At 66.3% G+C, this 16,450-nt stretch carries 17 protein-coding genes; 10 read left to right on the top strand and 7 right to left on the bottom strand.

Annotated features, from left to right (window positions below; genetic code table 11):
* The first annotated feature begins 7 nt into the window (after positions 1 to 7).
* From iolD to iolB, 3 genes are read left to right on the top strand one after another with little or no spacing between them, the layout of a single operon-like run.
* Complete coding sequence (gene iolD / locus CE453_RS08070) at positions 8 to 1,858, top strand: 3D-(3,5/4)-trihydroxycyclohexane-1,2-dione acylhydrolase (decyclizing) (RefSeq protein ID WP_089174120.1); 1,851 nt, start codon at positions 8 to 10, stop codon at positions 1,856 to 1,858.
* A 31-nt stretch (positions 1,859 to 1,889) separates the two neighbouring features.
* Positions 1,890 to 2,774, top strand: coding sequence for a myo-inosose-2 dehydratase (gene iolE, locus CE453_RS08065; protein ID WP_089174119.1), 885 nt, complete (start codon positions 1,890 to 1,892; stop codon positions 2,772 to 2,774).
* Positions 2,775 to 2,787: 13 nt separating this feature from the next.
* Positions 2,788 to 3,585 (top strand): 5-deoxy-glucuronate isomerase, encoded by a 798-nt coding sequence (gene iolB, locus CE453_RS08060; RefSeq protein ID WP_089174118.1) that lies wholly within the window; start codon positions 2,788 to 2,790, stop codon positions 3,583 to 3,585.
* Between the two features lie 120 nt (positions 3,586 to 3,705).
* Here iolB and CE453_RS08055 read toward each other — a convergent pair whose 3' ends face one another.
* Positions 3,706 to 4,026 carry a DUF4156 domain-containing protein gene (locus tag CE453_RS08055; RefSeq protein ID WP_157732944.1) on the bottom strand — a complete coding sequence of 107 codons (321 nt, stop codon included), beginning with the start codon at positions 4,024 to 4,026 and terminating at the stop codon, positions 3,706 to 3,708.
* Positions 4,027 to 4,299: 273 nt separating this feature from the next.
* Here CE453_RS08055 and CE453_RS08050 point away from each other — a divergent pair, with 273 nt between their 5' ends.
* Positions 4,300 to 4,602, top strand: coding sequence for a hypothetical protein (locus tag CE453_RS08050; RefSeq protein ID WP_089174116.1), 303 nt, complete (start codon positions 4,300 to 4,302; stop codon positions 4,600 to 4,602).
* A gap of 107 nt (positions 4,603 to 4,709) precedes the next feature.
* Here the strand turns inward: CE453_RS08050 and CE453_RS08045 are convergent, their stop codons facing one another.
* On the bottom strand, positions 4,710 to 5,375 hold the full coding sequence (locus CE453_RS08045; protein ID WP_089174115.1) for a hypothetical protein: 666 nt from the start codon (positions 5,373 to 5,375) through the stop codon (positions 4,710 to 4,712).
* Between the two features lie 178 nt (positions 5,376 to 5,553).
* Here CE453_RS08045 and CE453_RS08040 point away from each other — a divergent pair, with 178 nt between their 5' ends.
* The 3 genes from CE453_RS08040 to CE453_RS08030 all read left to right on the top strand — a co-directional run bounded on the left by CE453_RS08040 (position 5,554) and on the right by CE453_RS08030 (position 8,271).
* A complete protein-coding gene (locus CE453_RS08040) occupies positions 5,554 to 5,763 on the top strand; it encodes a hypothetical protein (protein ID WP_089174114.1) in 210 nt (69 codons plus the stop codon).
* 132 nt (positions 5,764 to 5,895) lie between these two features.
* Entirely contained in the window at positions 5,896 to 6,216 is a 321-nt protein-coding gene (locus tag CE453_RS08035) for a polyhydroxyalkanoic acid system family protein (RefSeq protein WP_198302293.1), read from the top strand.
* Between the two features lie 171 nt (positions 6,217 to 6,387).
* Positions 6,388 to 8,271: a cation:proton antiporter domain-containing protein gene (locus CE453_RS08030; protein ID WP_089174112.1), complete on the top strand. Its 1,884-nt coding sequence runs from the start codon at positions 6,388 to 6,390 to the stop codon at positions 8,269 to 8,271.
* A 72-nt stretch (positions 8,272 to 8,343) separates the two neighbouring features.
* On the opposite strand, the gene CE453_RS08025 is transcribed toward CE453_RS08030, so the two are convergent.
* The 3 genes from CE453_RS08025 to CE453_RS08015 form a co-directional block, all read right to left on the bottom strand.
* The gene (locus CE453_RS08025; protein WP_089174111.1) at positions 8,344 to 8,760 is read right to left on the bottom strand and encodes a DUF3830 family protein; all 417 of its coding nucleotides are present in this window, start codon (positions 8,758 to 8,760) and stop codon (positions 8,344 to 8,346) included.
* Positions 8,761 to 8,951: 191 nt separating this feature from the next.
* Positions 8,952 to 10,025: a patatin-like phospholipase family protein gene (locus tag CE453_RS08020; protein ID WP_089174110.1), complete on the bottom strand. Its 1,074-nt coding sequence runs from the start codon at positions 10,023 to 10,025 to the stop codon at positions 8,952 to 8,954.
* Positions 10,022 to 10,807 (bottom strand): 3-hydroxybutyrate dehydrogenase, encoded by a 786-nt coding sequence (locus CE453_RS08015; protein WP_089174109.1) that lies wholly within the window; start codon positions 10,805 to 10,807, stop codon positions 10,022 to 10,024. The genes CE453_RS08020 and CE453_RS08015 overlap by 4 nt, the downstream gene beginning before the upstream one ends.
* 113 nt (positions 10,808 to 10,920) lie before the next feature.
* On the opposite strand from CE453_RS08015, the gene CE453_RS08010 reads away from it, so the two are divergent.
* From CE453_RS08010 to CE453_RS08000, 3 genes are all read left to right on the top strand, one after another.
* A complete protein-coding gene (locus tag CE453_RS08010; protein WP_248307993.1) occupies positions 10,921 to 11,469 on the top strand; it encodes a Fur family transcriptional regulator in 549 nt (182 codons plus the stop codon).
* A gap of 13 nt (positions 11,470 to 11,482) precedes the next feature.
* Positions 11,483 to 12,757: a flavodoxin-dependent (E)-4-hydroxy-3-methylbut-2-enyl-diphosphate synthase gene (gene ispG, locus CE453_RS08005; protein ID WP_089174108.1), complete on the top strand. Its 1,275-nt coding sequence runs from the start codon at positions 11,483 to 11,485 to the stop codon at positions 12,755 to 12,757.
* A gap of 79 nt (positions 12,758 to 12,836) precedes the next feature.
* A complete protein-coding gene (locus CE453_RS08000; protein ID WP_089174107.1) occupies positions 12,837 to 14,801 on the top strand; it encodes a potassium transporter Kup in 1,965 nt (654 codons plus the stop codon).
* A 47-nt stretch (positions 14,802 to 14,848) separates the two neighbouring features.
* Here CE453_RS08000 and CE453_RS07995 read toward each other — a convergent pair whose 3' ends face one another.
* Positions 14,849 to 15,775, bottom strand: a complete 927-nt coding sequence (locus tag CE453_RS07995; RefSeq protein WP_248307992.1) for a DMT family transporter — start codon at positions 15,773 to 15,775, stop codon at positions 14,849 to 14,851.
* A gap of 95 nt (positions 15,776 to 15,870) precedes the next feature.
* The gene (locus CE453_RS07990) at positions 15,871 to 16,353 is read right to left on the bottom strand and encodes a MarR family winged helix-turn-helix transcriptional regulator (protein WP_089174105.1); all 483 of its coding nucleotides are present in this window, start codon (positions 16,351 to 16,353) and stop codon (positions 15,871 to 15,873) included.
* Positions 16,354 to 16,450: the final 97 nt, after the last annotated feature.

Raw genomic sequence — 16,450 nt, 5'->3', positions numbered from 1 at the left:
GACGATCATGACTGGCACGATCCGCCTCACCATGGCGCAGGCGCTGACGCGCTATCTCGCCGCGCAGATGACCGAGATCGACGGGCAGCGCTTGCCGATCTTCGGCGGTGTCTGGGCGATCTTCGGTCATGGCAATGTCGCAGGCCTCGGCGAAGCGCTCTGGCACGAGCGCGAGCGCCTGCCGACCTTCCGTGCCCATAACGAGCAGGCCATGGCCCACGCGGCCATCGCCTATGCCAAGGCCAACATGCGCCGCCGCTTCATGGCCGCGACCACCTCGATCGGCCCCGGCGCGACCAATCTCGTCACGGCCGCGGCGCTCGCCCATGTCAACCGCCTGCCGGTGCTGCTGCTGCCGGGCGACGTCTTCGCCAACCGCATTCCCGATCCCGTCCTGCAGCAGGTCGAGGATTTCGGCGACGGCACCGTCTCGGCGAATGACTGCTTCCGGCCGGTGTCGCGCTATTTCGACCGCATCACCCGGCCCGAGCAGATCATTCCCGCGCTCGCCCGCGCCATGCAGGTGCTGACCGACCCCGCCGAGTGCGGCCCCGTCACGCTCGCGCTCTGCCAGGACGTGCAGGCCGAGGCTTATGATTATCCCGAGAGCTTCTTCGCCGAACGCGTCTGGACACCGCGTCGACCGCGGCCGGACCGCGTCGAGCTGAAGGCTGCAGCCGCAGCCTTGAAGGCTGCAAAGAAGCCGCTGATCGTCGCCGGCGGCGGCCTGCTCTATTCCGGCGCCAGCGACGTGCTTGCTCGCTTCTCGGCCGCCACCGGCATCCCCGTCTGCGAGACGCAAGGCGGCAAATCCGCCCTGCCCGACGACGACGCTCTCAACATGGCCGCCATCGGCGTCACCGGTACCAGCGCGGCCAACCGCCTCGCCGCCGAGGCGGACCTCATCCTCGCGGTGGGCACGCGCCTGCAGGACTTCACCACCGGCTCCTGGGCGCTGTTCGGTGCTGCGCAGAAGGCGATCGTCGGCCTCAACGTCCAGCCTTTCGATGCCGGCAAGCATCGTGCCCTGCCGCTGGTCGCCGATGCCCGCGAGGGGCTGGCCGAGTTGACTGAGGCCATCGGCAGCTGGAAGGCGCCGGAGAGCTGGACCGCCAATGCCAAGGCCGGCAAGGTCGAGTGGCGCCAGGAGGCGGACATGGTGACCGCCGCCACGAACGCCGCTCTGCCTTCTGACGCGCAGGTCATCGGCGCGGTGCAGCGCACGCTCGGCTCCGATGTCATTCTTCTTCACGCCGCCGGCGGCTTGCCCGGCGAATTGCACAAGCTCTGGCAAGCCGGCGCGCCCGGCTCCTACCACGCCGAATACGGCTTCTCCTGCATGGGCTACGAGATCGCCGGCGGGCTCGGCGCCAAGATGGCGCGGCCCGACAAGGAGGTCGTCGTCATGGTCGGCGACGGCTCCTACCTGATGCTCAATTCCGAGATCGCGACCTCGGTGATGCTGGGCCTCAAGCTCACCATCGTCCTGCTCGACAATCGGGGCTTCGGTTGCATCAACCGTCTCCAGAACGCGACCGGCGGCCAGAGCTTCAACAACCTGCTCAAGGACGCCCGGCACGAGACCCTGCCGGAGATCGACTTCGTCCAGCATGCCGCCAGCATGGGCGCGATCGCGGTGAAAGCAGCCTCGATCGCCGAGCTGGAAGCCGCTCTGGCGCAAGCGAAGGCCAATCCCCGCACGACCGTCATCGTGATCGACACCGACCCGCTGATCTCGACGGGAGCCGGCGGCGCCTGGTGGGATGTCGCGGTGCCCGAGGTCAGCGAGCGCGCGCAGGTGCGTACGGCGCGGGCGAATTACGACGAACGACGCAAGCGTCAGACTATCGGCAACTGAAGCCGTTCCCTAGGCGAGAAAGACCCCTGACATGATCCGCATCGGCGCGAACCCCATCGGCTGGTCGAATGACGATATGCTGGAGATCGGCGGCGACATCCCGCTCGAGACCTGCCTGAAGGAGGCCCGCGAGGCCGGTTTCATTGGCATGGAGCTCGGCAACAAGTTTCCGCGCGAAGCTGCCAAGCTGAAGCCGATCCTCGAAGCCCATGGCCATGCTCTGGTCTCGGGCTGGTACTCGACCGAACTGCTCGTCCGCGACGTCGCGGCCGAGATGGAAGCCGTGAAGGCCCATGCGACGCTGCTGCGCGACATGGGCTGCTCGGTGCTGATCGCGGCCGAGACCTCGAACGCGATCCATTCCGACATCACCCGGCCGCTCTCGGCCCGGCCCGTCCTGCCGAAGAACCGTTGGGACGAATTCGGCGCGCGCTACACCCATTTCGCGGAAGCCGTGAAGGCTGAATACGGCCTGCAGCTCGTCTACCACCACCATATGGGCACGGTGGTGCAGACGGAGGCCGAGATCGACCGGTTCATGGGCGTCACCGGCCCGACCGTTGGCCTGCTGCTCGACACCGGGCACGCCACCTGGGGCGGCGGCGATCCCGCCCGCGTCGCCCGTCACTGGAAGGCACGCATCCACCACGTCCACTGCAAGGACATCCGCGAGGAGGTGATGTGGCGCTCCAATCGCGAGGACTGGTCCTTCCTCGAATCCGTGCTCGCGGGCGTCTACACCGTCCCGGGTGACGGCCTCATCGACTATGCCCGCGTGCTCAAGGAGCTGCAGGGCTATTCCGGTTGGATCGTGGTCGAGGCCGAGCAGGATCCGAAGAAGGCGGAGCCGGCAACCTATGCCAAGCTCGGCCACGCCAACCTGACGCGCTTCATCAAGGAAGCTGGACTGGCCTGAACGGAGGACCGCAATGTCCCATCTCCGCATTCGCCCCAAGGACAAGAGCGGCCGCGTCACCCACGTCACGCCGGAGAGCGCCGGCTGGACCCATGTCGGCTTCGATCTCCATCGCCTGAAACCGGGCGAGACGGTCTCGGCGAAAACCGGCGACCGTGAGGCTTGCCTCGTCTTCGTCACCGGCAAGGGCATTGCCACGGCAGGTGGAGCTGATCTCGGCGAGCTCGGCCAGCGCATGAGTCCCTTCGAAGGCAAGCCCTGGTCGGTCTATGTCCCGCAGGGCTCGAACTGGTCCGTCACCGCCACCACCGACCTCGAACTGGCGGTCTGCACGGCGCCGGGCCTGAACGGTGGGCTGCCGGTGCGCCTCATCAGGCCGGACGATCTGGGCCAGGAGATTCGCGGCAAGGGCTCCAACACCCGCCACGTCACCAACATCCTGCCCGAGAACGAACCGGCGGACTCGCTCCTGGTGGTCGAGGTCATCACGCCGGCCGGCAACACCTCCAGCTATCCGCCGCACAAGCACGATCAGGACGATCTGCCGCGCGAATCCTATCTGGAGGAGACCTACTACCACCGCTTCAACCCGCCGCAGGGCTTCGGTTTCCAACGCGTCTACACCGATGATCGCAGCCTCGACGAGGCCATGGCGATCGAGGATGGCGACGTCGTGCTGGTGCCGAAGGGCTATCACCCCTGCGCCACCTGCCACGGCTACGATCTCTATTATCTCAATGTCATGGCCGGCCCGAAGCGGACCTGGAAATTCCACAACGCCGCCGAGCATGAGTGGCTGCTGAAGAGCTGAGGACCGCCACACCGGAGCTCCTTCGAACGGAGGACGCTCCAGCGCCGCTTTACCGCTTCCATCGCCTCATGCGGCCTTTGGGGGATCGCATGAAACGGAGCGTTCGGCTTGCCCTGCAATCTAGCCCGGATTGCACTTGTAGACGGTGCCGGTGGTCTTGCCGCCGGCCCATTTGATGTCGGCGATGTCGGAGAAGACATGGGTGCCGCCCATCTCCGCGCCGCGAATCTTGAGCCGGGTCAGCGCCATTTCGCGATTTTTGTCGACCGGGACGACCGAGCCGAAACCCGACGCACCGTCGACTTCGCCAAGCTTCTGGCAGTTCTCGATGACACCCTGGGTGTTGGTCACCACCACGATACTGCTGCGCGAAGTCTGGTAGGCGCAGGCGCCGAGCAGAAGCGCGGGCAGAAGAATCAGGAAACGCGGCTTCATCGTCACGGCCGGATGATCTCTCTCGGAAGCGTCGAACACATGTTCCGCCGCTTTCGCACAAATGCAAGCCCGGCGCCATTCGGGACGTGCTTTATCACTGCGAAGCGCAAGTCTCCCCCATGGATGACCTTCGCGAATGACTGCCGCAAACTGGATTCCGACACAATTGCCACAAAACAGCCGTGCGAACTTAACTCAAACCCGACACTCATTCTTGACCTGCCCACACGGCTGCTTTTAAGTCCGGGCAGGCCAATGGGAGGCTGCAAAGGAACGAATATGCGTAGCATTCTGATCGTAGGGGCCATGGCCGCTCTTCTCGCCGGTTGCCAGACCGCGCAGGAGTCGATGGCCGACGCCGAAGTCACGTGCGAGTCGCAGGGCTTCCGCCCCGGCACCCGCGCTTATCAGCAGTGCCGCTCGGCTAACTATGTCGAGAACCGTCGCGCGTCGAACGAGGCCGGCTCGGCCGTCGCCGCTGGCGTCGCCGCCGGTGTCGTCGGTGGCGCCATCGCCGCCAGCGCCGACCGCCACTACTATCGTGGCTACGGCTATTACGGCCCGCGCCGCTACTGGTGGTGATCGGACGGGCCGCTCCTCACCGGGCGTGCCCTCCAAACCAAGACAATCAGCCCTGCGGCGTGCCGCAGGGCTTTCTTTTTGGGCCGGCGCGCTGAACCGCTCTCGCCTCAGCGCTTGCCAGTCCGGCGGCGCGGCGTAGCCGGCGCGGCCTCGGCGCGGCTCGAAGCCGCCGACAGCAACGAACCGATGAGGTAGACCGCGATTCCGGCGCCGATCAGCGCCGCGACCGGTTCACGCTCGGCGCGCTTCACCAGCATGCGTCCACCGAGATCGGCATATTCGCGGGCTCGTGCCGCATAGTCATTCGCGCGATCGGCGTATTCCTCGGCCTCGCGGCGGTGGCTGCGCAGCCATTTGCCGCCGGCCTGCATGGCCCGGTCGCCAGCCTCGGCAGCGCCTGAGCCGTAATCCTGCAGCCAGCTGCGCCAGCGACCGTAATCCGGCTGGTAGCGCTCCCAGCGCGAGGCTGGGGTGCTGCTGCGCATGGTGGCCCAGGCGATGAGGCCGACGCTGATCGCGCCGAGCCCGAAAGCCGCGAGCGGATGCCGCTCGACCGCGCTCACCACGGCCTGCCCGCCTTGACGGGCGGTCTCGAGCGGTTCGGCCTCGGTCACAGCCTCCTTCGCCCGCGCGTACTGGTCCTTCACGGCCTCGCTGGCCCTGTCGGCCATATCGCTCGCCTTGGCGCGCAGGCTGCGCACCGTCGCTCCGGCCTCCTCGCGCAGCTCTTCGGCGTCCTTCGGCATCTCGGGCGGGAAGCTGTTGGTGGCCATCGTGGACCCTCCATTTCCAAAAGAGATCATGGCCAGTGAACCGATGATCGCCGGATGGGTTCCCGCCGGAAGCCTGAATTGGCTTGTCATCAAGGTATAATGTTTCGGCCATCACGGCGCCCAGATTGGGTGCGATTTCAGCGGGCAACAGGGGCATCAAAACGAGAAGGAGACGCTTATGCAGGTTCAGCACCTCCAGATCGCGCATCCCTCCATCCTCTCGGATCCCGAATGGATTGCGCTCGAGAGCATTGAGGAAGAGACCCAGCATTTCATTTTCGACGAGACGATGCTTCACGCCTTGAAGGATCGCGGCCTCGTCGAGGCCGACGGCGCGATCTGGCGTGTCACCGAGACCGGCCAGAGGCGACTGAGCGAGCGGAGCTGATCCGTCTCCCTCTCTGCGCGCTTCAGCTGGAGCGCGGCTTGCCAAATCGACCCATTCTTGCAACGGCGCTGGAAATCCTCCGGCGCCGTTGCCATGTGGCAGGTCAGCCCGACACTCATCTTCCGGAATGCCATGGCCAAGCCCGTCTCGATCTCCATCTCCCACGACCTCGGCCGCGAGGCTGCGCTGAATCGCCTGCGTGGCGGCATCGACCGCATCCGCGACCGGCTCGGCATGGTCCGCATGCAGCTCGTCGAGGAACGCTGGGAGGGCGACAGCCTGCATTTCGGCGTCGCGGCGCTGGGCCACACGGTCCATGGCCGGGTCGATGTCGAGGATGCGCTGGTGCGCGTCGAGGTCACCCTGCCCTGGATGCTCGCCGTTTTCGCCGAGAAGCTGAAGATCGGCGTCGAGAAGCAGGGCCAGGTCTTGCTGGAGAAGCCCAAGGCCTGAGCCGGCGGAGGCCGCCTCCGCCTCGAAGAGGCGCCAATGGCGACCTGCACTCAAAAACTTCTCCGGCTGCACAAAAGATCTACGTCTTTCGGTTGAAATCGATGCTGTCAGACCCCATCCTGCAAACCATTCCACCAGCTTGATTTTTGCCCTTCGGATTTCGGGAGACACATGCATCACGGCCCGCTGATCGCCATCATTGTCGCGGGCCTCGGCCTTGCTTTCGTCTTCGGGGCCATCGCCCAGAAACTACGCATATCCCCACTGGTCGGCTATCTCCTCGCCGGCGTCGCCGCCGGCCCCTTCACGCCGGGCTTCGTCGGCGACCAGAATCTCGCCAACGAACTGGCGGAAATCGGCGTCATCCTGCTGATGTTCGGCGTCGGCCTGCACTTCTCCCTGAAGGAGTTGCTCTCGGTCAAAGCCATCGCCGTGCCGGGCGCAATCGTCCAGATCGCCGTGGCGACCCTGCTCGGCCTCGGTCTCGCCCTGCTGCTCGGCTGGAACTGGACCGCCGGCCTCCTCTTCGGCATCGCGCTCTCCACCGCCAGTACCGTGGTGCTGCTGCGCGCCCTGCAGGAACGCCGCCTGGTGCAGACGGAAAAGGGCAAGATCGCCGTCGGCTGGCTGATCGTCGAGGACCTCGCGATGGTGCTGGCGCTCGTCGCCATCCCGGCCGTCGCCAGTGCGATCAACGGCGGACAGCCCGGCGCCTCCTCGCCGCTCGCGGCACAGTTCGATCTCGGCCTCTGGGGCGTGCTCGGCATCACCGTCGCCAAGGTCGCCGCCTTCATCGCCTTCATGCTCATCGTCGGGCGCCGGGTCATCCCCTGGGCGCTGCACTGGGTCGCCCATACCGGCTCGCGCGAGCTCTTCCGGCTCGCTGTGCTGGCGGTCGCGCTCGGCGTCGCCTTCCTGTCGGCCACGCTGTTCGGCGTCTCCTTCGCGCTCGGTGCCTTCTTCGCCGGCATGATCCTGTCCGAATCGCCGCTCTCTCAGCGCGCCGCCGAGGAGACGCTGCCGCTGCGCGACGCTTTCGCGGTGCTATTCTTCGTCTCGGTCGGCATGCTGTTCGATCCTGGCATCCTGGTCCGGGCGCCCTGGGCGCTCATCGGCACGCTCGCCATCATCCTGATCGGCAAGTCTGTCGCGGCCTGGCTGATCGTGCGGGCCTTCGGCCGCTCGAATGCAGTGGCACTGACCATCTCGGCCTCGCTGGCGCAGATCGGTGAATTCTCCTTCATTCTTGCGGGATTGGGCGCGAGCCTCGGCATCCTGCCGGCACAGGGGCGCGACCTGATCCTTGCTGGCGCGATCCTGTCGATCCTGTTCAACCCGGTGATGTTCGCGCTGGCGGAGCGCCTCAAGCCGACCGAGGGCGCAACCGCCAAGCCGAAACCGGAGAGCGCTCCTGCCGCTGAGACGGCCTCAGCCCCCGCCACCGCGGAAGCAACGCCGGAGCCGCCCGCCGAGCCGGAGCACGACATCACGCCGACCAACCTGTCGAACCACATCGTCGTGGTCGGCTACGGTCGCGTCGGCAGCCTCCTGGGCGCAGGGCTGTTGGCGCAGGGTGCCAAGCTCCTGGTGATCGAGGACAATCCAGATGCCGTCGAGACGGCAAAGCGCGACGGCGCCGAGCTTCTGGTCGGCAATGCCGCCGACCCCGAAGTGCTGGCCGCCGCGGCGGTCGGACGGGCGACGCGGCTCTTCGTCGCCATTCCAGGCAGCTTCGAGGCCGGTCAGGTCTGCCAGCAGGCGCGCGCCGAAAACACGAGTCTGCCGATCGTGGCGCGCGCCCATTCGGACGCTGAGGTCGAGCATCTGACGAAATGCGGCGCCACGCTGACGATCATGGGCGAGGCCGAGATCGCGCGGGCGATGCTGTCGCTCTGCGGCAGCCTGAAAGCGGCGGCAGAGCCCCCACCGGCCGAAACCGATCCGGCGCAGGAGCCGCCGGCCGAGCCCGCTCGGAACGAGCCGACCGCGATCGCCAGGCAGCCAACCCAGAAAACGCAATCGCCGCCGCCGGCGGATACGCCGACAGCGGCCTGAAACTTCCACCTTTGATCATCCCGGCCTTGCCCCCGGGATGATCGCGGGGCTCGGAAGGGAAATGGCCCGAACTCAGCCGACGAGCTCGAAGCGAATGTCCTGCGCGCCTTCCCAAAGGGTCTTGCGGCCGAGCGTATAGAGGTTCTCCAGCCCCGAGGTCAGGGTGATGAAGTGGTTGCCGGAGAGCACCCCGGCCTTGCTGGCGAACTGCACGCCGCCATAGGCCAGCAGGATCTCGGTCTCGCTGACGCCGCCCGGATAGAGGATGATGTGGCCCGGCGCCGGATAGGCGGTGTTGTTCTCGTAGCCGACGCCGAAATCGAGATCGCCGAGCGGCATCCAGACGCCCTCGCCGCTCCAGCGCACATGGACGATCTTGCTGACGAAGGGCATGTGCCGCAGGAAGGCGGCGCAGGTCTTCGGGGCCGCTTCCAGCTCGAACTTCCCCTCGAAGCTGTACGGGCCGGCGGTGATGACCAGTTTCTGCATGGATGATCGTCTCTCTCTGGAAGGGAGGCTGAAGTCCCGGTGATGCATCGCGGACCAGCTTGGCGCAAGCGGCGCCGCTGGAACAAGTGCGAAGCCGAAACGGGAAGAATCCGCGGCGCTGCCCGAGGCAGCCCTGCCTCGAGGCAGCGGAGCCTCATGATGAGGGCTGGAGGCTCCGGCAGGGCTTCGCTTCAGCCGATTGCCTCCTTCAGGTCGAGTGTCCCGCTCTTGCCGATCGCCTCGTAATTGCGCTTCAGCCAGCGTTTCGCCGCCGTCCGGCCCATGTCGCGCAGCTTGAGCAGGAAGGCCCATTCCGCGTTCATGCGCGAGGAGGAGGTCAGCTCCGCCAGCGGTGGGCCGCCATCGATGCGGTGCATCAGCACACGCTTGTATTCGTCGCGCGGCAACTTGCCGCCATCGACGAGGCGATTGACGAACTCGATCGCCCGGAGCTCGCGCAGCAGCGAGGCGTTGAAGGTGATCTCGTTGAGCCGGTCCTGGATCTCGCGGGCCTTGGTCGGCAGCTCCCGCCGCTGGATCGGATTGATCTGCACCAGCAGGATATCGTCGCAATGCGCCTGATAGAACAGCGGGAACAGCGCCGGGTTGCCCATATAGCCACCGTCCCAATAGGCCTCGCCATCGATCTCGACCGCCTGGAACACCATCGGCAGGCAAGCCGAAGCCATGACATGATCTGCCGTCAGCTCCTTGCCGTCGAACACGGCGATCTTGCCGGTACGGACATTGGTGGCCGCGATGAACAGCTTCACCGCGTCGCAGGCGCGCACCTTCTCGAAATCGATCAGGTCGGCGACGACACCGCGCAGCGGATTGATGTTGAGCGGATTGACGTCATAGGGGCTCGCCACTTTCGAGAACATCTCGAAGAAGAACATGCCCGGCGGCGTGCCGGTGTTGTTGCCCCAGGCGCCGAGCATGGTGTCGATGAGCGAGCGCTCCGAGCCGCCATACTTCCCGTCGACGCTGATCGCCCGCCAGAAGGCTTCGAGCTTGGCCCGTGCCCCGTCGGCGCCCCCGTCGATCCAGCCTTCGGCCAGCACGACCGCGTTCATGGCGCCGGCGCTGGTGCCGGTCAGCGCCTCGATGCCGAGGCGGCCGTCCTCGAGGATGACGTCGAGCACACCCCAGGTGAAGGCGCCATGCGCGCCCCCGCCCTGCAAGGCAAGAGAGATCGTCTTCTCCGCCTTCGGTCCCACCAACCCCTTGACCGGCTCGGGGCGGCGGGTCGAGCGCCCGCTCACTCTGCGGTCCAGCCGCCGTCGATGGGCAGGGTCGCGCCCGTGATCGACTTCGCCCCGTCGGTGCAGAGGAAGACGGCAAGCGCCGCGACCTGTTCGACCGTGACGAAGTCCTTGGTCGGCTGCCCGGCCAGCATCACGTCGTTGATGACCTGCTCGCGGGTGAGGCCGCGGACCTTCATCGTGTCGGGGATCTGCTTCTCGACCAGCGGCGTCCAGACATAGCCGGGCGCGATGGCGTTGACGGTGATGCCCTTGGTCGCGACCTCGAGCGCCACCGTCTTGGTCAGCCCCGCGATGCCGTGCTTGGCGGCGACATAGGCCGACTTGAACGGCGAGGCGACGAGCGCATGCGCCGAGGCCGTGTTGATGATGCGGCCCCAGCCCTTCTCCTTCATCTTCGGCAGAGCGGCGCGGATGGTGTGGAAGGCCGAGGACAGGTTGATCGCGATGATCTGGTCCCATTTGTCGAGCGGGAACTCGTCGATCGGCGCGACATACTGGATGCCGGCATTGTTGATCAGGATGTCGACGGCGCCGAAGGCCTTCTCGCCCTCTGCGATGAAGCCGGCGATCTCGGCGGGCTTCGTCATGTCGGCCGGAGAGAACACGACCTTGACGCCGAACTCAGCCTCGAGATCGCTGCGCAGCTTCTCCGCATCGGCCGGCGGCATGATGCCGTTGATGACGAGGTTGGCGCCCTCCTTCGCGAGGGCGCGGGCATAGGCGAGGCCGATGCCGGAGGTCGAGCCGGTAATGGCGGCAGTACGGTCTTTGAGGAACATGAGCGTCAAGGCTCCTGACAATCGGGGAGAAAATGCTTAGGTTCGGGTTCGAACAAGGCAATGCACCGACAGGATATCGCCGCACGTTGCCCGATGAGTCTTCGCAACGCAACATGACGAAAATGCAGCTGAACGCGCACCCTCACGGCGGACATGACCATGCGTCGCACGCACATGGCGAAGGCGCCTGCCGTCATGCCGTGGACCACCGCCAGCACGCCGCGGAAGCACTGGCCCGCGCCGAGCGGATCTGCCGCGAGCGCGGCCTGCGCCTGACCCCCATCCGGCGCAAGGCGCTGGAGGCGCTCCATGCCGACCACCGCCCGGTCGGCGCCTACGACCTTGCCGATCGCATTTCGCCGGAAGGCGGGCGCAGGCTCGCACCGATCTCGATCTACCGGGCGCTCGATTTCCTGGTCGAACAGGGCTTCGTCCATCGCCTGTCGTCGAAGAACGCCTATATCGCCTGCCTGCACGGCCATGGTGCCAACGAGGTCGTCGCCTTTCTGATCTGCGAGGTCTGCGGCGGCGTCGACGAGGACTCCTCGCCCGCCATGAAGAAAGCGGTGGCGGCGATCGCCGAAACGCGGCAATTCTCGCCCTCGCATCAGATGGTCGAGATCGTCGGCCGATGCGAGCATTGCCGGAACACCGCGTCGTGATAGAGCAGCCCGCATGAACGAGCGCGCCTTCTCCAGCCTGAGCCCCGAGCATGCCGGCCCCTTGGCGCGCCAGCTCACCGTGCCCGTCAAGGTCGGCCACGTCACGGTCGGCGGCGGCGCGCCCATCGTCGTCCAGTCGATGACCAACACCGATACCGCCGATATCGCCGCCACAGTGGCTCAGGTCGCGGCGCTGGCGCGCCAGGGCTCGGAACTCGTTCGCATCACCGTCGACCGCGACGAGGCGGCGGCAGCCGTGCCGAAGATCCGTGAGCGGCTCGACCGCATCGGCGTCGACGTGCCGCTGGTCGGGGACTTCCACTATATCGGCCACAAGCTGCTCGCCGACCATCCGGCCTGTGCCGAGGCGCTGGCGAAATACCGGATCAACCCCGGCAATGTCGGCTTCAAGGACAAGAAGGACAAGCAGTTCGCCCAGATCGTCGAGATGGCGATCAAGCATGGCAAGCCGGTGCGCATCGGCGCCAACTGGGGCTCACTCGACCAGGAGCTGCTGACGGCGCTGATGGACGAGAACGCCCGCGCCCCCCGCCCGCTCGATGCCCGCGCCATCATGCGCGAAGCCATGGTCCAGTCGGCCCTGCTCTCGGCCGAGCGTGCCGAGGAACTCGGCCTCGGCCGCGAATTCATCATCCTTTCGGCCAAGGTCTCGGGCGTGCAGGACCTGATCACGGTCTACCGCATGCTGGCGAGCCGGGCGAACTACGCCATCCATCTCGGCCTCACCGAAGCCGGCATGGGCTCGAAGGGCATCGTCGCCTCCTCCGCCGCGCTCGGCATCCTGCTGCAGGAAGGCATCGGCGACACGATCCGCTATTCGCTGACGCCCGAGCCCGGCGGCGACCGTACGCTCGAGGTCAAGACGGCGCAGGAGCTACTCCAGACCATGGGCTTCCGGGCTTTCGTGCCGCTGGTCGCCGCCTGCCCCGGCTGCGGCCGCACCACCTCGACCGTGTTCCAGGAACTCGCCCGCGACATCCAGAGTTGGATTTCCAGCTCGATGCCGGAATGGAAGACCCAGTATCCCGGTGTCGAGAACCTCAACGTCGCGGTGATGGGCTGTATCGTCAACGGACCGGGCGAGTCGAAGCATGCCGATATCGGCATCTCGCTGCCGGGCACCGGCGAGGCGCCGACAGCACCCGTCTTCGTCGACGGCAAGAAGGTCGCGACCCTCAGGGGCGCCGGAATCGCGGAGGAGTTCAAGGCGATGGTCGGGGATTATGTCGCACGACGCTTCGGGGCCAGCCTCGGCGCAACGGGCTGATCGCGCCCTTTGCCTGCCGACCGCATTATGCTAGAGGCCCCGGCCTTCCGCTGCACTGCAGCACGCGCGGAGATCCCCAATGGGGCATGAACAAACGGGTCTTTCGACCGTTCGGCCGGAAGATTCGCGTTTCGGTCTGGACGATGGCCACGGCTCCGCCGGGGGCCACGGTCACGGCAAGCACGGCTTCGCGGCGCTCGCGCTGGGCGCGCTCGGCGTCGTCTACGGCGACATCGGCACGAGCCCGCTCTACGCGCTGCGCGAAACCATCCTCGCCGCGACCGGCGGCGTCGAGAACGCGACCGTTCCGCCGACGGTGGTCATCGGCGTCCTGTCGCTGATTCTCTGGTCGCTCGTCGTCGTCGTGACGCTGAAATATGTCGTTCTGTTGATGCGGGCCGACAATAACGGCGAGGGCGGCATCCTGACGCTCGTCGCGCTGGCGCAGCGTGCGCTCGGCCGCAACCGCAGCCGGGTCGCATTGCTGCTCGGCATGATCGGCGCGGGACTGTTCTACGGTGACACCGTCATCACGCCCGCGATCTCGGTGCTCTCGGCGATCGAGGGCGTGAAGCTGATCACGCCCGTGCTCGACGACTACATCCTCTGGATCGCCTCGGTGATCCTGATCGGCCTTTTCGTCATGCAGAGCCACGGCACCCACAGGGTGGCGACGTTCTTCGGGCCGATCATGCTGATCTGGTTCGTGACGCTGGCCGGACTTGGCGTCTACCACATCGCTGACGATCTCTCGATCTTCCGTTCGATCAACCCCTACTACGCCCTGATGTTCTTCCGCGACCATGCGGGCGTATCCCTCGCCGTGCTCGGCTCGGTGTGTCTGGCCGTGACCGGGGCGGAGGCGCTCTATGCCGATATGGGCCATTTCGGTCGCGGGCCGATCCGCGGCGCCTGGCTCTATGTCGTCTTTCCGGCGCTCTGGCTCAACTATCTCGGCCAGGGGGCGCTGATCCTGTCCGATCCGACCGCGATCGACAATCCGTTCTACCGGCTGGCGCCGCAGGGCTTCCTGCTGCCCTTCGTCATCCTCTCCACCGTAGCGACCATCATCGCCAGCCAGTCCGTCATCACCGGCGCCTTCTCGCTGACCCGGCAGGCGATCCAGCTCGGCCTGCTGCCGCGCATGGACATCCGCCACACCTCCGAGCAGACCTCGGGCCAGATCTACGTGCCGCGCGTCAACCTGATGCTGCTCGTCGTCGTGCTGATCCTGGTCTGGTCGTTCCGGACCTCGTCGAGCCTGTCGCATGCCTATGGCATCTCGGTCTTCGGCACGATGGTGGTCTCCTCGCTGCTGGCCTCGATCGTCATCCGCCGTCACTGGGGCTGGAGCCTACCGGCCACCGCCGCGATCATCCTGCCCTTCCTGCTGGTCGACGTGTCGTTCTTCTCGGCTAACATGCTGAAGCTGTTCCACGGCGGCTATGTGCCGGTGCTGCTCGCCATGGCGCTGGTGCTGGTGATGTGGACCTGGATGCGGGGCACCAAGATCCTCTTCGACAAGACCCGCAAGACCGACGTGCCGCTGCTCGAGCTCGTCGCCATGCTCTCCAAGAGCCCGCCGGCCCGCGTCAAGGGCATGGCCGTCTTCCTGACCAGCGACCCGGAGACGGCACCGGCCTCGCTGCTGCACAACCTCAAGCACAACAAGGTGCTGCACGAGCGCAACGTCGTGCTGACCGTGCGCTCGGCCGACACGCCCCGCGTCGCCGAGGAGGAGCGCGTGCGCCTCGCCCGCATCACCGACGATTTCTGGCGCGTCGACCTGGTCTACGGCTACATGGAGAGCCCGAACGTGCCCAAGGGGCTGGCCATGCTGCGCAAGCAGGGCTTCAAGTTCGACATCATGTCGACCTCGTTCTTCCTGTCGCGCCGCTCGATCAAGCCCTCGCCGCAATCGGGCATGCCGGTCTGGCAGGATAATCTCTTCATCAGCCTGACCAAGAGCGCGACCGACGCGACGGACTTCTTCCAGATCCCGACCGGCCGGGTCGTCGAGGTCGGCACGCAGGTCACGGTCTGACGATCGCTGGAGCCCTCTGGCTCCTGTTCTGAAGCGCGTCGCAGTCCTCAATCCAGCCGTGCGGACGTCGCCTCTTCCGGCACATGCCGCACGCGCTCGCGATAGAGCAGGTAGAGCCCCGAGGCGACGACGATGCCGCCGCCCATGAAGGTCCAGCGATCGGGCAGCTGGCCGAAGACGAGCCAGCCCATCAGCACCATCCAGGCGAGCTGCGAATAGATGAAGGGCGCCAGAACCGTGGCCGGCGCCAGCCTGTGCGCCACGATCAGCATCCAGTGCCCCACGGCGCCGAAGAAGCCGGTCGCGAACAAGGACGCCCAGGCCAGCGGCTCCTGTGGCGTCGCCCAGACGAAAGGCAGCACCGGCAGCAGCGCCACGGTGCCGGCGAGCCCTGAATAGACCATCGTCGTCTCGGAGGAATCGGAGGCGGCGAGCACCCGCGTCGAGAGCACGTAGAAGGCGTAGCAGAAGCAGCCGGCGACCGAGAGCAGCGCCGCCGGATGCATCCCGCCGATGCCAGGGCGTGTCACGACCAGCACGCCGAGGAAGCCGATACCGATGGCGACGAGCCGGCGCGGCCCCGGCCATTCTCCGAGCAGTGGCCCCGAGGCCAGCGCGACCAGGAACGGCCCGGCGAACATGATCGAGATCGTCTCGGCCAGCTGCAGGTAGCGCAGGGCGAAGAAATTCAGCACCGTCGAACCGAGCAGCATCAGCGAGCGGAAGAACTGCAGCCAGGGCCGCTTCGTCCGGAGTACGCCGGGGTGGCTCCACGGGTTGATCAGGAAGGACACCAGCAACACGCTGACGCCATAACGTCCGAAGGTCACCATCAGCGGGTCCAGACCGTGCAGGCCGAGCCATTTCGCATTGGTGTCGAGCAGCGAAAAGCAGAGGACGGCGGCACACATCAGGCCGATGGCCGTCAGGCGTGCACGGCGCGCCTCATCGGCAGGTGGAGAAGGCGCAGGCAAGCCCGCCTCGCTATGCTTTGAGCGAATGAGAAGGCCAGATTTAAACGATTTGCCTCGCCCCGCCAGCGCCACAGCGCATGCGTTCCATGCGGAAATCAGGCGTCGCTATCGGCCTCTTCGCCGTCGATCTCTGGGTCGTCATGGTCGGCGCCGGCCTTGGAGAGCCCCTTGGCTGCCTTGCGCAGCAGCTTCCGCAGTTGCTTGCGTTCCTTGCCGTCGAGCTTGTCGAGGAGTTCTTCCTCGACATCGTTCCAGACCGCGTCGAGCTCGGCTGCCGTCTTCTGGCCGGCCTCGGTCAGCGCGACCTGCACCAGTCGCCCGTCGCGATTGCCACCCTCGCGTGTCACCAGCCCCTGTAGCGAGAGGCGGCCGATGGTCTTCGACACGGTCGGCGGCTTGACCCGAAGCAGCGAGGCGAGCTCGCCCATCGTCATCGGCGCGGGTTGAAGCGCCTTCAACGCTTGCTCCTGGCCTGGGAAGAGGCCGAGCCCGTTCAATCTTTCGCCCATCCGCGAGCGGTGGAGCCTTGCCGTGACCAGCAGGGCGCGACCGACACTTTTCTCGAGAGCCTTGGTCATGGGGCCATCCTTCGGGCGAATCCTTGCGCGGATAAGGAAGACGCTTCGCCGGCTGCGTACTCGCCTGCGAACATGACAGACAGATGACAATCGCGTG

The organism is Bosea sp. AS-1, assembly GCF_002220095.1.
Taxonomy (GTDB): domain Bacteria; phylum Pseudomonadota; class Alphaproteobacteria; order Rhizobiales; family Beijerinckiaceae; genus Allobosea.
Note: the sequence above shows the minus strand (reverse complement) of the source record. Positions and strands in the feature narration are given on the sequence as shown.